Origin of the sequence: Marinobacter sp. JSM 1782161, from assembly GCF_011421605.1 — a bacterium.
GTDB classification, from domain to species: domain Bacteria; phylum Pseudomonadota; class Gammaproteobacteria; order Pseudomonadales; family Oleiphilaceae; genus Marinobacter_A; species Marinobacter_A bohaiensis.
On record NZ_WSSA01000003.1, the window covers coordinates 500,445 to 516,254 of the forward strand.

The 15,810-nt window shown below is 63.2% G+C and carries 14 protein-coding genes; 6 read left to right on the top strand and 8 right to left on the bottom strand.

What is annotated here, in order from left to right; translation table 11 throughout:
• Positions 1-48 precede the first annotated feature (48 nt).
• Positions 49-942: a LysR family transcriptional regulator gene (locus tag GQB00_RS15135; protein WP_111497520.1), complete on the top strand. Its 894-nt coding sequence runs from the start codon at positions 49-51 to the stop codon at positions 940-942.
• 24 nt (positions 943-966) lie between these two features.
• Here GQB00_RS15135 and GQB00_RS15140 read toward each other — a convergent pair whose 3' ends face one another.
• A complete protein-coding gene (locus tag GQB00_RS15140) occupies positions 967-1,323 on the bottom strand; it encodes a hypothetical protein (protein WP_165856951.1) in 357 nt (118 codons plus the stop codon).
• A gap of 163 nt (positions 1,324-1,486) precedes the next feature.
• Here GQB00_RS15140 and GQB00_RS15145 point away from each other — a divergent pair, with 163 nt between their 5' ends.
• Complete coding sequence (locus tag GQB00_RS15145) at positions 1,487-2,644, top strand: isocitrate/isopropylmalate dehydrogenase family protein (RefSeq protein WP_165856952.1); 1,158 nt, start codon at positions 1,487-1,489, stop codon at positions 2,642-2,644.
• 27 nt (positions 2,645-2,671) lie between these two features.
• On the opposite strand, the gene GQB00_RS15150 is transcribed toward GQB00_RS15145, so the two are convergent.
• Positions 2,672-3,655 (bottom strand): D-2-hydroxyacid dehydrogenase, encoded by a 984-nt coding sequence (locus GQB00_RS15150; protein WP_165856953.1) that lies wholly within the window; start codon positions 3,653-3,655, stop codon positions 2,672-2,674.
• Between the two features lie 328 nt (positions 3,656-3,983).
• Between GQB00_RS15150 and GQB00_RS15155 the strand changes: the two genes are divergently transcribed.
• Together GQB00_RS15155 and GQB00_RS15160 are read left to right on the top strand one after the other, a co-directional pair.
• Positions 3,984-5,213 carry a pyridoxal phosphate-dependent aminotransferase gene (locus GQB00_RS15155; protein WP_111497516.1) on the top strand — a complete coding sequence of 410 codons (1,230 nt, stop codon included), beginning with the start codon at positions 3,984-3,986 and terminating at the stop codon, positions 5,211-5,213.
• Positions 5,214-5,258: 45 nt separating this feature from the next.
• Complete coding sequence (locus tag GQB00_RS15160) at positions 5,259-5,444, top strand: CPXCG motif-containing cysteine-rich protein (protein WP_111497515.1); 186 nt, start codon at positions 5,259-5,261, stop codon at positions 5,442-5,444.
• Positions 5,445-5,454: 10 nt separating this feature from the next.
• On the opposite strand, the gene GQB00_RS15165 is transcribed toward GQB00_RS15160, so the two are convergent.
• Positions 5,455-6,048 carry an HAD family hydrolase gene (locus GQB00_RS15165; protein ID WP_228276822.1) on the bottom strand — a complete coding sequence of 198 codons (594 nt, stop codon included), beginning with the start codon at positions 6,046-6,048 and terminating at the stop codon, positions 5,455-5,457.
• A 120-nt stretch (positions 6,049-6,168) separates the two neighbouring features.
• Between GQB00_RS15165 and GQB00_RS15170 the strand changes: the two genes are divergently transcribed.
• The gene (locus tag GQB00_RS15170) at positions 6,169-6,735 is read left to right on the top strand and encodes a DUF1439 domain-containing protein (RefSeq protein ID WP_111497513.1); all 567 of its coding nucleotides are present in this window, start codon (positions 6,169-6,171) and stop codon (positions 6,733-6,735) included.
• Positions 6,732-7,469, top strand: a complete 738-nt coding sequence (locus GQB00_RS15175) for a sulfite exporter TauE/SafE family protein (protein ID WP_111497512.1) — start codon at positions 6,732-6,734, stop codon at positions 7,467-7,469. Before GQB00_RS15170 ends, GQB00_RS15175 begins: the two co-directional genes overlap by 4 nt.
• On the opposite strand, the gene GQB00_RS15180 is transcribed toward GQB00_RS15175, so the two are convergent.
• From GQB00_RS15180 to GQB00_RS15200, 5 genes are all read right to left on the bottom strand, one after another.
• The gene (locus GQB00_RS15180) at positions 7,455-8,558 is read right to left on the bottom strand and encodes a fatty acid desaturase family protein (RefSeq protein WP_165856955.1); all 1,104 of its coding nucleotides are present in this window, start codon (positions 8,556-8,558) and stop codon (positions 7,455-7,457) included. The two genes, GQB00_RS15175 and GQB00_RS15180, sit on opposite strands and share 15 nt — an antisense overlap.
• 447 nt (positions 8,559-9,005) lie before the next feature.
• The gene (locus GQB00_RS15185; RefSeq protein ID WP_111497510.1) at positions 9,006-9,671 is read right to left on the bottom strand and encodes a response regulator transcription factor; all 666 of its coding nucleotides are present in this window, start codon (positions 9,669-9,671) and stop codon (positions 9,006-9,008) included.
• A gap of 239 nt (positions 9,672-9,910) precedes the next feature.
• Positions 9,911-11,863 carry an acetate--CoA ligase gene (acs, locus tag GQB00_RS15190; protein WP_165856956.1) on the bottom strand — a complete coding sequence of 651 codons (1,953 nt, stop codon included), beginning with the start codon at positions 11,861-11,863 and terminating at the stop codon, positions 9,911-9,913.
• A gap of 431 nt (positions 11,864-12,294) precedes the next feature.
• Positions 12,295-13,821, bottom strand: a complete 1,527-nt coding sequence (locus tag GQB00_RS15195; protein ID WP_165856957.1) for a fatty acyl-CoA reductase — start codon at positions 13,819-13,821, stop codon at positions 12,295-12,297.
• A gap of 381 nt (positions 13,822-14,202) precedes the next feature.
• Positions 14,203-15,540, bottom strand: a complete 1,338-nt coding sequence (locus tag GQB00_RS15200; protein ID WP_165856958.1) for a MinD/ParA family ATP-binding protein — start codon at positions 15,538-15,540, stop codon at positions 14,203-14,205.
• Positions 15,541-15,810: the final 270 nt, after the last annotated feature.

Consider the following 15,810-nt stretch of genomic DNA (forward strand, 5'->3'; position numbering starts at 1 on the left):
ATTAGACGACTGAATTATTCTTATCGTTTCATATAAACTGTACTTATTATGAGCCGACTCGACCTGAACCTGCTGCACGTTTTCGACACCATCTACCGGGAGGGCAGCCTGACCCGCGCCGCCCGCGCCCTGCACCTGACCCAGCCGGCGGTGAGCCATTCCCTGTCGCGCCTGCGCGAACACTTTGGCGACCCTCTGTTCACGCGCCAGGGCAACCAGATGGTACCCACCCCACTGGCCCGGCGTTTCGCCGAGTCCATGCGCCCGGGCCTGACCCAGATCCAGAGCGCGGTCAACCAGTTCCACGCCTTCGACCCGGCGCGCCAGCCCAAGACCTTCTCGCTGGGCCTGAGGGACATTCTGGAATCCACCTTCCTGCCGCAGTTGATGCACAACCTGGAGGCCTATCCGGAGGTGGACGTGGTGAGCCAGCGCATCGCGCGGCGGGAAATGGAGACGCAGCTGGCCTCGGGCAAGATCGATTTCGCGGTGGATGTGCTGTTGCCGGTGAGCAACCAGACGGCCCACGAACTGCTGCGACGGGACCGGCTGGTGGTCGTGGCGGGCCGGCATTACCCCGGCCTGGAGGGAGGATTGACGCTGGACGCGTATCTGGCGGCCCGGCACGTGCTGGTGTCATCGCGCACCGAGGGGCCCGGCATCGAGGATTTCGAGCTGTCGCGGCTCGGGGTGCACCGGCGCATCGCCCTGCGCTGCCAGCACTATTACGCCGCCTGCCGCGTCGCCGAACAGACCGACCTGCTGGTGACCATGCCGGAAACCTACGCCCAAATGATCGAGCAGCAGGCGCAGGTACGGGTGATGCCGCTGCCGACCGACATGCAGCCGCTGAACGTACACCTTTACTGGCATTCGGCGTACGAGAAAGAACCGGCGCTGCTCTGGTTCCGGCAGCAGTTGCACCGGGTGGCCGCTATCTAGCGGAGGCCACGCAGCGCCGGAACACTAGAAGGCGCCGACCAGGTTCAGCATCACCAGCATACCGCCGGCGGACAGTCCCAGGCTGATCACCACGATCAGGAACCCCCAGCCCACGGCGGCGCCGTCGGAGACCGGCACGTCATGGGCCCGTGCGGTCCGATAGAAGGCCCAGGGGCCCAGCACGAAGGCGCCGAACACGGCAAACACGAGCCCCACCGCGACGCCCGCGAAGGTCCAGGTCGCCAGCACCGTGGAGCGATCGGCCAGTTGGTCATCAACACCGTGGCGACGCAGGAAGGCCCGCGACTGCCACCAGATCAGGCCATATAGAGCAGCAACCAGCAGGATGCCAACAACCAGAACCACAACGCGATAGATCATCCGACGAGCGTCTCCTGAGCTGCGAAAAACGAAGCTTAGGCTATAAACGCCAACCCGAGCAATCACCCCCCCCTTACAGCAGCCCTCAGCAAGGCTACACTGGGGGACATTTCCCACGGCTGCGACAGCACGCTCGCCAACAACGGAACAAGGATGGAATACCATGGCATCACCCCATCGAATCGCGATCACCCCCGGCGACGGGATCGGACCGGAAGTCATCGACCAGGCCATCGAGTGCCTGACGCTGCTGCGCGACCGGTTTCAACTGGATCTGGACTGGGACGTGTTCGGCTGGCCATCTCACCAGTGGCACAAGACCCATGGCGAAATCATGCCGGAGGACGCGCTGGAACAGCTGCGCGCCTTCGACGCCATCCTGCTGGGCGCGCTGGGTGATCCCGGCCCGCTGAAAGACCCGAACCGCTACCTGTTGCCGGACAGCATCTCCCTGGCGCCCCTGCTGCAGATGCGCAAGGGCTTCGACCAGTGGGTTTGCGAACGCCCCGCGCGCCTGCTGCCCGGTGCCCGCCAATACCTGGCGGACGAGCGCGCCAAAGACATCGACATGCTGGTGATCCGCGAGAACAGCGAAGGCGAGTACGTGGCCCAGGGCGGCCGCTTGCGGCCGGGTTCCGAGGACGAAGTCGCCACCCAGATGGAAGTCTTCACCCGGCGCGCCACCGACCGCATCATCCGTTACGGTTTCGAGCAGGCCCGCTCCCGGGCCAGGGCGCGGGCTGAAGCCGGCCAGACGCGTCAGTTTGAAACCATCGACGGACGCACCTGCGAAAGCCAGGTGTGCATCATCACCAAACGCAACGCCCTGCGCTACTGGGGCGATCTCTACACCGAGGCTTTTGAGGCCATCGCGGCGGAATACCCGGACGTGGCGACCCACCACGAGTTGGTGGACGCCGCCTGCATGAAGTTCGTGCAGTGCCCGTGGGCGTTCGATGTGGTGGTGGCGAGCAATCTGCAGGGGGACATTCTCACCGATCTGGCGGCGGTGCTGTCCGGCGGCATGGGCGTCGCGCCGTCGTGCAACCTGAACCCGGACGATCCCACGATGCCGTCGATGTTCGAGCCCACCCACGGCAGCGCACCGGATATTGCCGGCCAGGGCCTGGCGGACCCCACCGCCATGCTGTTCACCACCGCGCGGATGCTGCAGTGGCTGGCCAGTGATGGTGACGGCAAACTGCAGTCCGCCGCCGATGCGCTTTATGAGGCGATGGCGGCGGACCTGGCTGAAAATGGCGGTGAGCGCCGCCCCACCCGGGTTGTTGGTGAAGCGGTGCGCAACCGCATCCAGGCCTGATGCGGCGATTCACGGGGCTGCGCCGCCCTACTTCGCGGCGTAGCCCAGCTTCTTGTCGACCCGGTTGAACAGGCTTTCGCCCATCTGCCAGCGGTCGAAATTATCCAGGAACTGATCGGTCAGCGCCGCACGCCAGCCGATGAAATCCCCCGCCATATGCGCGGTGGTCAGCACATTGTCCATGTCCCACAGCGGGTGTTCCGGGGGCAGCGGCTCTTCCTCGAACACGTCCAGACAGGCGCCGGCAATCTCGCCGGCCTGCAGCGACGCCACCAGGTCGTCGGTGCGTACGATGGGGCCTCGGCCGATATTGATAAAGCGCGCGCTGCGCTTCATCGCCTGGAACGCCTTGCGATCGAAAAGCCCCTGGGTCTGCGGCGTCAACGGCGCCGCCACCACCACGAAATCCGCCAGGCCCAATTGTTCGACCAGCGCCTCGTTGCTGTGCACAGCCTCGAAATCCGGATCGTCCTGACGGGCGGTGCGAGCGGTGCCGTGCACGTTGAGACCCACGCCCGCTGCCAACCGCGCAATCTGACGCCCTATGGAACCGGCTCCCACCACCAGCAATCGCTGCCCCTGGGCGCGCTCGGTTTCACGGTGTTTCCACTCATGCGCCTGCTGCAACCGGATGGATTTGGGAAAATCCTTGCAGAACATAAGGATTGAGCAGAGCACGTATTCGGCAATGGTGCGGTCAAAAATGCCCTGGGCGTTGGTGACGGTCACATCGCCGTCGATCAGGGCGGGAAACATCAGGGCATCCACCCCCGCGCTGGTGGCGTGGATCCACTCCAGCTTATCCGCCGTGGGCCAGGCGGCAGCCAGGGCCTCGGTGCGAAAATCGGTCACCATCATCACCCGGGTACCGGGCAGCGTCTCGCGCAGGCTGGCTTCGTCGGAGGCAAAGCGCACCTCCGCCCGCTGCCGCAAGGCATCCAGCCCCGGCGGCTCCTTTTCGTCCGGAGCAGTGAGGACAGTCACAATCGGCTTGTCTGCGGAAGATGTCATCGTCGGCCTCATCGATTGATACAGAGAATCGCTGGCCGGGCAGATTACACCGCCGCCCGGACCATGCCCCGGAGCCGCATCCAGCGGCTCGTCTTCCCTGAGTGTGTCCGGCGTGTTTGCCGGGGTCAACCAGGCGCGTCATGCGGCGGACAAACCCGCCTCAAGACCTCTTGCCCCGGCATCCTATAAAAACTAATCTGCGGTGGTAGGTCGTCTTTCCGGCAGCGCTGCCTGACCCGGTTGCCAGTGCGTTGCCGACTGCGGAGTCCGGTTCCCGGCGGACCGGGCACATCATTCCATCTTCCCGTTTTTTCAGCAGGAGATGTTTATGGCCGATGGAACACAGCTGAACCAAGCCAGCGACACTGCACCGCGCAAGATCAAGTACCGTAAGACCAAGGCCCGCTGGCATCCGTCGATGCAGGCCATCCCGGTGCCGGGCATCCGGCGCATGGTGAATATGGCCGCGAGCATGAAGGACGTGATTCACCTGTCCATCGGTCAACCGGATCTGCCCACGCCGCCACACGTGATCGACGCGTACATCGACGCCCTCAAGGCCGGCCAGACCGGCTACACCATGGATGCCGGCCTGCCCGAGCTGCTGGTGGCCCTGCGCGACTATTACAGCAAGCGCTACGACCGCAAGCTGACCCGCGACAACATCCTGATCACCTCCGGCGCCACCGAGGCCATGTACCTGGCCCTGTCCGCCACCGCCGCACCGGGCCGGCAGTTCATCGTGACCGATCCGTCGTTTCTGCTTTACGCACCGCTGATCCGCATGAACGGCGGCGAGGTGAAGTTCATCCCGACGCGCATCGAGAACAATCACCAGTTGGATCCGGACGAAGTCATCGCCGCCATGGGGCAGCGCACCTTTGCCGTCGTGCTGAACTCGCCCAACAACCCGACGGGCGCGGTCTACCCTCGCAGCACCATCGAGACGATCGTCGAGGAATGCGCCTACCGCGGCATCCAGATCTTCAGCGACGAGGTCTACGACCACCTGATCCTGGACGACCAGGAGTACGCCAGCGTGCTGCGCTGCAGCGTCGACCTGGACAACATCATGTGCATCAGCAGCTTCTCCAAGACCTTCAGTATGGCGGGTCTGCGCGTGGGCTGGGTGATCTCCAGCCAGGCCACCATCAAGTCGCTGCGGCGCTATCACATGTTCACCACGTCGGTGGCCAACACGCCCTCGCAGTTCGCCGGCGTCGCGGCGCTGACCGGTGACCAGCAGTGCATTCGCGACATGGTGGGCATCTACCGGGAACGGCGCGACCGCATTGTCGATCTGGTGGCGCAGACACCTCACCTGACCGGCTATCAGCCGGGCGGCGCCTTCTTTATATTCCCGGACCTGCCCAAGCACGTGGACGGCTCCGACCTGGCACTGCGCATGCTGAAGGAAACCGGGGTCTGTGTGGTGCCGGGAGACGCCTTCGGGGAGCACACGGCCAACGCCCTGCGTTTCAGTTTCTCGGCGCCGGTGGAGACCATTGAGGAAGCCTTCGACCGGATCATTCCGTGGATGGCCAAACAGCAGTTCTGATCGGGGCGGGTCGTCCTCGGGCGACCCGCGGCCCCGCACGCGACCATGCTTGAACCCGCACACATTCAATGCCCGTATTGCTGGGAGACGCTGGAGATCAGCGTCGACCCCAGTGTACGCGAGCAGGACTACGTGGAAGACTGCCAGGTCTGCTGCCAGCCGATCCTGATCCACGTGCGCTTCGATGACGATGATGAATTACAGGTGGAGGCGGAAGCCGAGAACGACTGAGCGGTGGCGCTCAGGCCTGTTGAGTGCGCAGCTCATCGAAGTGCCGCACGACGAAATCCGCCTGATCGGCATAGCCGGAATTGCGATGATTGCGGTAGAGGCCGGCGACCATGCCCGCGCGCCGCGCCGTGGTCAGGTCGTCGATGAAATCCCCCACGTAGGCCATACGGTCGGCGGCCACTCCCAAGGTTTCTGCGATGTGCAGCAAGCCCGCCGGATCCGGCTTGGGCGGTGCGTCGTCCCGGGTCAGGATCAGCTCGACACCCAGCGACAGCGCCGCGTCGGTGGCCGCCACGGCGGCTCGGCTGTTGCGGGTGAGGATCGCCACCGGCACGCCCGCGTCACGCAGATGATCCAGGAGTTCCCGCGCCCCCGGCATCCAGGTCGCGCCCCGGGCGCCTTCCATCTCGAACCGGTGAATCACACGGTGGGCGTGGTCGACGGCCGCCGGGTCGTCGAGAGTGGCGATGTGCTCCAGCAGGCCGATGCCCTCGGGAAACCCCAGGGTGCGGCGGAGGGCGGCGAAGTCCAGCCCCGAGTCAACCAGGGTGCCATCCAGGTCGAAGGCGAGCGCGTCGAATCGTGGTGCCGGTCGTGTCCCCAATGCTTCCCCTCGCTTGTATCGTCTTGTCTGGTCCGCCGCCATGGGGCAGGATGAAAGGCTTCCCGGCCGCCGCCCGTTTCCGTGGCGGTCGTTCCTGTTCTTCGAAACGGAGTACGCCCTATGCGCCTGCCCCCGCTGGCTCGCTTCCTGACGGTTGCCGCCTTTCTCATGACACTGTCCGGCTGCGCCGCGCTGTCGCCCTACTCGGTCAGCGAGAGCACTCTGGAAGGCTACCTGCACGATGCGGTGACAGACTTCGACCGCCAACAGCTGGAAGCGGGATCGCCCCTGAGCGTATCACTGGACCAGGCGGATATCACGCTCGGGCCGGATGGCCGCGAGGTCGCGGTGCTCGACATCCAGGGCCAGGTGGCTGTGAACGCTTTCATGACCAAACTGCCGGTGGACCTGAAGCTCAAGCTGGAGGGCGCGCCGGTCTACGACGCGGACCAGCAGGCGATCTTCATTCGCCGCCTGCAGTTGCTGGACAGCTCCGTCGAATCCAGCCTGTTCAAGGGCGATCTCAAGCCGGTAACCGATAACGTGATGCGCCTGGTCGCCCAGTGGCTGGAGACGGTGCCGGTGTACCGGCTCAACCAGGACAGCTTCGCCGAGCGCATGATCGGTATGGCGCCCGTGGACGTGAAAGTGGCCCCAGGCCGGCTGGTGCTGGTGCCCGCTGAATGATCCCCGCCGACCTCACCCTGCTCGACCTGATTCTCGCCAACCTGTTCCTGCTCGCCGGCGCCTGCCTGCAGGGCGTCGCCGGTTACGGTATCGGCACCCTGTCGGCGCCGCTGCTGTTCCTGGTCAGCCCGCTGTTCGTGCCCGGACCGCTGGTGGTGAATGCCGTGGTCCTGGCGATTCTCCTGCTGTTGCGCAATCGCGCCAGCATCCGTTTTCGCGAGGTTCGCTACGCCATCGGCGGCAGTGTCGTCGGAACCACGCTGGCCGGCCTGACCCTGGCGGTTATCACTGGCGCGGCCTTTGACCTGGTCTTCGGCGGACTGATCCTGTTCGGCGTACTGCTCAGCGTGGCGGGACTCAAGCCGGCGCTGAACCCACGCAACAGCGTCATCGCCGGCGCCGCCAGCGGCTATATGGGCACGGTAGTGGCCGTGGGCGGCCCGCCCATCGCCATGATCTACCAGAACGAAAAAGGCCCGCTGGTGCGGGCCAATATGTCAGCGTTTTTCCTGTTTGCCAGCTGCACCAGCATTGTCGCCCTGTACTTCGCCGGGCGCCTGGGCTGGCTGGAGCTGAAACTTTTCGCCCTCACCCTGCCCGGCGTCGTGGCGGGCTTCCTGCTCTCGGCGACGCTGGTCAGGCGGCTGCCGTTCAGCGCCATGCGACCGCTGATCCTGGGGATTGCGGCGGTCGCCGGCATCGGTGCGGTCATCCGCGGCCTAACCGGTAGCTGACCCCTTGTAGGTGGCTGCGCACATGGCTTTCTGCAGCGGCAGCAGGTCCACGGTGCGCTCGGGCCGGTTCGGGTCCACCAGCACCGTGGGCGTCTTGTACACCCGTGGCGTCTTGTAGAGCAGCTTGATCGCCTGCCAATGGGTGGGCGCCACGTAGCGCTCCGGATAATGCGTTTCCAGCCATTCCCGCAGACGCGGCGCCTTGGTGGACGGCATCTTCGGGAAGAAGTGGTGCTCGATGTGGTGGCTGAAGCGGAAGTGCAGCCGATCGAGGACCGGATTCGTCCGCAGGCTCATGGAGTTATCCAGCGGGTTGTTGGTTTCCGTCTGCGGGCGCAGGAAATGGTTGGTCAGGATATAGCCCTGCCCCAGCGCGTTGGCCACCATGAACGGAATCAACACGGTAAAGAGCGCCAGCGGACCGGATATCGCCGCCAGCACCAGCCAGGCCGCCACGCACAGCAGGGACTGGATGATCGCCAGGCGCCGGTTGAACCCCTTGAACTGCTTACGCTTCTTCGCCTGCAGCCAGAGTACGATCTGGGCGTGCATGGAGAACGAATAGGTCAGGAAGAAGAGGCTGTACCAGGTGCCGGATCCCGGCGCCAGCTTGGGAAACTTCTTCTGCTTCGGGTCCGCCTTGTAGCGACGCAGGGTGCCGAAGCTGTCCGGGTCCGTATCGCCCATGTTGGTGTGGGCGTGGTGGATCGAGTTGTGCCACTTGCGCCAGAACTCCGGCGGCGCAATCAGCGGACCGAAGCCCAGCCAGCCAAAGAAATTCTGCCAGCGCCGGCTCATGCCCAGCGCGCCGTGCAGCACCTCATGCGCCAGCAGCGCCTGGCAACCAATGGTATGGCCCATGACCAGCCCCAGTCCCAGATTGGCGTACCAGGGCAGACCGGCCATCAGGATGGTCAGCAGGCAACCCCAGATCACCAGTTGCAGGGGCAGGAACCAGATCACCCGCCAGGTTTCACTCTTGAACGTATCGGCCGGCAGTTCCTTGCGCATGCGATCGCGCAAGGCGCGTTCGTCCTGCTCGCCAAAGCTCTGGCCGGGGATGGATTCGGGTTTTACAGCCGCATTCACGGGAGCACCTCGGAAATTTCAGCGTACATTTGTAAGCTGAAATTACATGAGCCGGTGTGGCAGATCAATGACTGAATCATCACATTTTCATGAAATCGCCCTATAACTGATCCGGATCAAATATTTACCGAGATACTTATTTTCCGAGACCTGACAAGAAAAAGGCACACGCGTACGTTTTTATAAGATAAACAGTAAAAACCGGATGACGAAAGGTTGATTGGGAAGCGAGGCGTAGGGTGGGAGCCTGGCGGCTCCTCCGAAACTAAAGTTTCGGCTACATGCGGGATAGGAAGACAGCTCTCGGAATTTACATCCCGATAGCCACGCGGACAATGTAGCGGGCGCTTTAGCTTCCGGGTCGCTCACAGGGCAACCCGAATCAACGCCGCCAGAAACAGAAAAGCCGCCCCGAATGAGGCGGCTTTCGTAGAGCCGATTTCCGGATCAGCTGCCGGACAACGACGTATCCGACGGATCGATTTCCATCTGCTGGATCGCGATCACCGCCTGGGTGCGGTTGCGCACGCCCAGCTTGCGGAAGACCGCGGTGATGTGCGCCTTGACCGTCGCCTCGGACACATCCAGATCGTAGGCGATCTGCTTGTTGAGCAGGCCTTCCGCCAACATGCCCAGCACGCGGAACTGCTGGGGCGTGAGGGACGCCAGCTTGTCGGAGAAATCGGTGACGTCCGCCTGCATGCGTTCCAGTTTTTCGGCCACACCGGCCGGCAACCAGACCTCGCCGTCCAGGACATCGCGGATCGCTTCGGTGATCTCCGGCAGCGGCGCGGACTTGGGGATGAAGCCGGAAGCGCCGTAGTCGATGGACCGGCGCATCACCTGCAGCTCCTCGGAACCAGACACAACCATGACCGGCAGGCCCGGGTACTGGCCACGCATGAACACCAGGCCGGAGAAACCGTGCGCCCCAGGCATGTTCAGGTCCAGCAGAACCAGGTCCGCATCCGGATGCTCCTCCACCGCGGCCTGAAGCGTCTTGATACTGTCGACCTCCACCATCTCGGCATCCGGCACGGCTTCGGACACAGCCTGTCGCAGTGCGGCGCGGAAAAGCGGGTGATCATCGGCAATAATAATTTGCTGAACCATCGGGCGATTGGCCTCCTTCAATCTCTCAACCTGTGGGACGCGAACCCCAGGGGCCCGCCTTCCGTCCGTCGCGACTCATGCTGCCCTGGACGCGTGGCAGCTGTTTAGCGAATGATAGCACGCACGGCGCTCATACCCACCCCGCCATCAAACGCAAAAAGCCAGCGGACACCCCAGGCATCCGCTGGCTTTGTGAGTCGACATCAGGGAGCACATCGCTACCTGATATCAGAGCCCGGTCACTTGAGCTCGCGCTGTGCGATCAGCTCATCGACCACACCCGGGTCGGCCAGCGTGGAGGTATCTCCCAACTGGTCGTGCTCGTTGGCTGCGATCTTGCGCAGGATACGGCGCATGATCTTGCCGGAGCGGGTCTTGGGCAGACCGGGCGCCCACTGGATCACGTCCGGGGAGGCGATCGGTCCGATCTCCTGACGCACCCACTGAACGAGCTCCTTGCGCAGCTCGTCCGTCGGCTCCTGCCCCTGCACCAGGGTGACGTAGACATAGATGCCCTGCCCCTTGATGTCGTGGGGATAGCCCACCACAGCGGCTTCGGCCACTTTACCGTGAGCCACCAGGGCGCTTTCGACTTCGGCCGTACCCAGGCGGTGGCCGGACACGTTCAGCACGTCGTCCACCCGGCCGGTGATCCAGTAGTAGCCGTCCTCGTCGCGGCGCACACCGTCACCGGTAAAGTAGCGCCCCTTGTAGGTGCTGAAGTACGTCTGCTTGAAGCGCTCGTGATCGCCGTAGATGGTGCGCATCTGGCCAGGCCAGCTGTCGAGGATCACCAGGTTGCCCTCGGTCTTGCCTTCCAGGATGTTGCCATCGTTGTCGACCACCGCCGGCTGCACGCCGAAGAACGGCAGCGTTGCCGAACCGGGTTTGAGGTCCGTGGCGCCGGGCAGCGGCGTGATCAGGATGCCGCCGGTCTCGGTCTGCCACCAGGTGTCGACGATCGGGCATTTGCCGTTACCGATCACACGGTAGTACCACTCCCAGGCTTCCGGGTTGATCGGCTCACCCACCGAGCCCAACAGGCGCAGGCTGTCGCGGGTGGTGCCGTCCATGCAGTGATCGCCTTCGGCCATCAGTGCCCGCACGGCGGTCGGCGCGGTGTAGAGGATGGTGACGTTGTGCTTGTCGCAGACCTGGCCGATGCGCGAGGCGTCCGGATAACTGGGCACGCCCTCGAATAGCAGGGTCTTGGCGCCGTTGGCCAGCGGTCCATAGAGAATGTAGCTGTGGCCGGTGATCCAGCCGAAGTCGGCGGTGCACCAGTAGACGTCGCCGTCCTGGTAATCGAACACGTACTCATGGGTCATGGACGCGTAGACCAGATAACCGCCGGTGGTGTGCAACACCCCCTTGGGCGCTCCGGTGGACCCGGAGGTGTACAGCATGAACAGCGGGTCTTCGGCGTTCATGGGCTCCGGCGGGCAGTCCGCCGAGGCACCTTTCATCAGGTCCTCGTAGCGGGCGTCGCGGTCGTTGTTCCAGGGCACGTCGGAGCCGGTGCGGGTCACAACGACAACACGCTCGACATCCGGCACCTTGTCGCTTTCCAGGGCCTTGTCGACGTTCTTCTTGAGCGGAATGGTACGGCCGCCGCGCACGCCTTCATCCGCGGTGATCACGAAGCGGGAGTTGCCATTCTGGATCCGCGCCGCCAGCGCTTCCGGCGAAAAGCCGCCGAAGACCACCGAGTGGATGGCACCGATACGGGCACAGGCCAGCATAGCGACGGCGGTCTCGACGATCATGGGCATGTAGATGGTGACCACGTCGCCCTTGCTCACACCCAGGGTTTTCAGGACGTTGGCAAACTTGCAGGTTTCGGCGTGCAGCTCGCGGTAGGTCACGTTTCGGGAGACAGACGGATCGTCCCCCTCGAAGACGATGGCGGTTTCGTCGCCGCGCGTCTCCAGGTGGCGGTCGAGGCAGTTGGCGGCGGCGTTCAGTTCGCCGTCCTCGAACCACTTGATGGACAGGTTATCGTAGTCGTAGGTGGTGTTCTTGACCTTGGTGTAGGGCTTGATCCAGTCGAGCCGTTTGCCATGCTCGCCCCAGAAGGCTTCCGGGTCCTTGACGGACTGTTCGTACATGGCCTCGTACCTGGCCCGGTCGATCAGGGCGTTCTTCTTGAACGCCTCGGGTACTGGGTATAGCTCTTTGTGTTGTTCTGTCATGGTGCTCCCCTTGATCTATGGATCGGATTTATCGTTATTGGAATCTGTGGAACTCTCAACACACGAATCGGCGCCCCGAATCCGGTAATGCGCTCGACTCAGTTGTGCGAGGCATGGGCCGGTCGAGATGACCGGCCGGCCGCGGGCGACGGGAGCAGGGGGTGTCGCGTCGCCAGACAGGCCCTTCTATCCTTCCCGTAGTTCAACACGCAGCAACAGCCGGATTGAATTAGACTAAGGTCCTATTATTGCTGGACATTTGGACGCCCTGGAAACGGCCCTTCTCGCCGGCCCGCTGGAACATCGTTGCTGTCAGAATAGCGCTGTCCAGCGCGCTGATCCAAGCGCGGCAGCAAAAGAAGAGAGGATGAAACAGAAACGGCCTGCGCCCCGCCTGAAGCCGGGGAGCAGGCTTTGGAAACCACCGGGAATCAGGCGGCCTTGCGTTGCTTGCGCGAGCGCAGGCGATAGAGGGTGCGATCCCCCAACGCGTACTTGTTGAGTCCGGCCAGGTGAATCTTGCGCAGGTACGTGGCCCAGTCGATGCGACGGGCGTCCACCGGGAACAGGTTGCGGTCCAGTTCTCCCATACGCTCCGACAGCGACAACAGTTTGTCGTTCTGGAACACGTAGTCCGGCGCCGTGTAGAAGCCGAAGATCGTGGCCAGCGACAGCGTGGTGTCGATGTTGCGCAACGCCCGCAGCTCACGCTCGCTGCCCATCAGCTTGAGGGCCCGGTTGGCCACCTGAAGCGGCAGGCGAGCTCCGGACATGGCCGCTCCGAACACCTTGCGGTTGATGGCCATGAACGGGCGCCGTGGCTGGCGATAGAAGAGCCGGTCGTAGGCGGCGTAGTTCTCCTTGGCCTCGTCCATCAGGTGATCGATGAACTCACCCAGGCTGATCGGATTGCCGGAGCCACTACAGCACTGGTAGACACGGTGCTTCGGCTTCTCCGACATCGCTTCGGCGACGGAAAGGATGATGCTGTTGGCCACCAGGTCGACGGGAATCACGTCGATAACACCGCTGCGCTTGCCGGGGAAAAGCACCACTTTTTCACGGGCGTACGCGAGGATGATGGCATCTGCCACCTTGACCCCTTCGATCCAGCCCGGGGCCGGTTCCTCCAGCGCACTCTCGATAATGGACGGACGCAGGATGGTCAGGGCGGACGACGGGAGCTCACGCCCCAGAATCTGCTCGCCCATCCACTTGGTAAAGGTGTAGGTATCGCTCCAGCCATAATGGTTGGCTTCGCGAATCCCCAGCTCCACCAGCTTCTTCTCCAGCGTCTGGCCGGAGTAGCGTGCCTTGACATCGGCGATCTTGTCCTCGAGCAGATGGATCAGCCCGTCCACGTCGAAGTAGCCGTCGGCGCCCTGCTCGATGCCACCACGAGCCGGGCTGACCACGGTCTCCCGGGCCTGGCCGGGATTCATGCCGTTGACGTAGCAGGTGGAGACCTGGACCACCGGCAGATCGCCGCCGGCACGGGACAGGTTGATGATGTTATGCAGGCATTGCGCGTTGATCTGCAGCGCCTTGTCCAGTTCCTCGCGGAAATTGACGCTGGCGGCGGAATTGATGACCACGTCCAGTTGCCCCGCCAGGGTCTGGAACGCCTCTTCGGACAGGCCGAAGCGTGGCGACGTCACCTCGCCGGTCACGCAGTGGATTTTCTCTTCAATAAACAGATCGAAGGCGTCCGGATCTTCCATTTTCAGACGCTCGAACACGGACGAGGATGCGATCTCGCCCATAAAGCGCTCATCGGCGTTCGGGTAACGACGGTTACCGCGGATGAGCAGGTGGATCCCTCCGATATCAGGTACTGTCCGGATCAGCTTTTCCAGTACAACTTTGCCCAGGAAGCCGGTTGTTCCCGTAATCAGCACATGCTTACCCCGCATCGCTTTCAATACGAGGGAACCGTTAGGTTCAACGGTGTACGGCATGACGAAACTCCTTCTCGATGAAGAAACCAGCAACAGACGACTTTGATGAATAATGCATCAACTACGCCAATCCCTGCGTGGTTGACACCAGGTAAAACCCTGAACAGCCTAACGCTATGATTTTGAAAAGAAGGTCTTCCGCACCCTGCACTCCAACGACGGACGGCGGATGGCCCCCAAAGGTTTCGGAAACGATTTGTCGGGCCATGTTACGGTGCACGGTGTGACAGATTGGTGACCTGGAGCAAGAAAACAAAAAAGTCCGGTTACAAATTAATCGATTTGTGATCGGGTAACAGTGAAGATTCAGACATCTTTCGAATAGCAGCCATCAACCAGGCCGCATGTGGGAAATGGCTGTTGCCGACGTTCAACGCGACATCACGAAAAACCGTTGCGATCGCGGGCAATCGACTCCAGCCAGGCGTCCAGGGACAGGTGATCCGGCTGCTCCCGCAGGGCCTGCACCAGTCCGTCCTGACTGCCGAATCGACCTTCATCGTAACGGGGTCCGCCTGCCGCGTCGAGGGCCCGGTCAGGTGCCGGCGGCTGGCCAGGCGGCACGTCGGATGACGGCGCTTCCACCTGCTCCGCCAGATGACGGAGATGCGCTGCGAGCTGATTGCGCTGCTCCGGCGGAAGTCGCTCCCAGGCCATGGATGCCAGGCCGGTCTGGATGATCTCGATGCTGTCCTCGTCCATCGTGCGCCCAAACAGTGCAAAGCAACTGGTCAGGGCCTCGTAACGCTGCAGTGGCGTCGCTTCCGGTGCGTCCAGCAGGGATTCCAGCTCCCGGGTCCAGTCGCGCCAGCGGGCATCGACCTGCCGGGCCGGTGACATTTCCGGGCGAGGCGCTGGCGCGGCCGGCGACGCTCCGGAAACCGGCTGACGACGCTCGGCCAGGCGATTCCAGTAGGCGGCAAATCCGGCGCGGCGCGGCGCCACCTGGTCGAATCGCACCTTGACCATGTCCGCCAGGGCCCAGAATTGCCGGCAGGCCGGATCGTTTTCCGGCAGCAACGCCACCGGCCGCTGACTGGCAATCGCCCGGCGCAGGGCCTCGTCGCGCCAGATGCCCCCCAGGTAATGGGGGCGAATCTCCAGGTGGCGCTGGCAGGCGGCGTAGAAGCGCTGGAAGATGGACTGGGCCTGACTCGCGCCGCGCGCCATGTTCACCAGTACACTCGGGGTGCGTTTGTAGCCGCGACGTTTGAGGACCTTGAGCAGGGAGAAGGCATCGGTGAGCGACGTCGGGTCCGGCGTCACCACCACGCAGGCCAGCGAGGCGCTGGCGATCATGTGCATCACGTTGGCCTGCAGCCCCGCCGCCGTATCAATGAGGATGTAGTCGTAGCGTTTCTCAAACGCGGCCAACCCACGGAACAGGCTCAGCCGGTCGGATGGGGCGATACCGATGCAGCGCTCAACACCGGACGCTCCCGGCAGGATATGCAGCCCAAACGGCGCCTCGAAAATCGCCTCACCCAGTGAGCACTCCCCGCCGAAGACGTGTTCGAGCGTGCGCCCGGGATACTGCCCCAACATGATGGTGACGTTGGCCAGATCGGTATCCCCGTCCAGCAACAGCACGCGATGTCCCTGCCGTGCCAGCACCAGTGCCAGGTTCAGGGCCACGGAGGTCTTGCCCACACCGCCCTTGCCACCGGTCACGGCGAGGATACGGGGTGATCGGGTGGTTCCGTCGGAATCTCCAGCCATGAACGGCATCACTCCACTGCCTGCGAAGCGCCCCCGCCGAGTAAGGTCTGCGACATCGGTCCGGGAGCCGGGATAACCCGGGATTGTAACGCCGTTGGCAGGAAGCCGGACAGGTGCAAATCCCGGAGAAGCGGGCACAACGATTAAACTTTACGCAATTTTACAACCAGAACGGGACAAATCCGTTCCAAAGCTGTACATGTTTGCGTTGAATTTATGAAAGGATTGGCTAAGCTCACCTCGACATAACCGAACGTGAAGAAGTCGTCA

Bases quoted from the DNA above. Each gene is read 5' to 3' on its own strand.
- GQB00_RS15135 (WP_111497520.1), top strand. From the start codon at position 49: ATGAGCCGACTCGACCTGAACCTGCTGCACGTTTTCGACACCATCTAC.
- GQB00_RS15140 (WP_165856951.1), bottom strand. From the start codon at position 1,323: ATGATCTATCGCGTTGTGGTTCTGGTTGTTGGCATCCTGCTGGTTGCT.
- GQB00_RS15145 (WP_165856952.1), top strand. From the start codon at position 1,487: ATGGCATCACCCCATCGAATCGCGATCACCCCCGGCGACGGGATCGGA.
- GQB00_RS15150 (WP_165856953.1), bottom strand. From the start codon at position 3,655: ATGACATCTTCCGCAGACAAGCCGATTGTGACTGTCCTCACTGCTCCG.
- GQB00_RS15155 (WP_111497516.1), top strand. From the start codon at position 3,984: ATGGCCGATGGAACACAGCTGAACCAAGCCAGCGACACTGCACCGCGC.
- GQB00_RS15160 (WP_111497515.1), top strand. From the start codon at position 5,259: ATGCTTGAACCCGCACACATTCAATGCCCGTATTGCTGGGAGACGCTG.
- GQB00_RS15170 (WP_111497513.1), top strand. From the start codon at position 6,169: ATGCGCCTGCCCCCGCTGGCTCGCTTCCTGACGGTTGCCGCCTTTCTC.
- GQB00_RS15175 (WP_111497512.1), top strand. From the start codon at position 6,732: ATGATCCCCGCCGACCTCACCCTGCTCGACCTGATTCTCGCCAACCTG.
- GQB00_RS15185 (WP_111497510.1), bottom strand. From the start codon at position 9,671: ATGGTTCAGCAAATTATTATTGCCGATGATCACCCGCTTTTCCGCGCC.
- acs (WP_165856956.1), bottom strand. From the start codon at position 11,863: ATGACAGAACAACACAAAGAGCTATACCCAGTACCCGAGGCGTTCAAG.
- GQB00_RS15195 (WP_165856957.1), bottom strand. From the start codon at position 13,821: ATGCCGTACACCGTTGAACCTAACGGTTCCCTCGTATTGAAAGCGATG.
- GQB00_RS15200 (WP_165856958.1), bottom strand. From the start codon at position 15,540: ATGGCTGGAGATTCCGACGGAACCACCCGATCACCCCGTATCCTCGCC.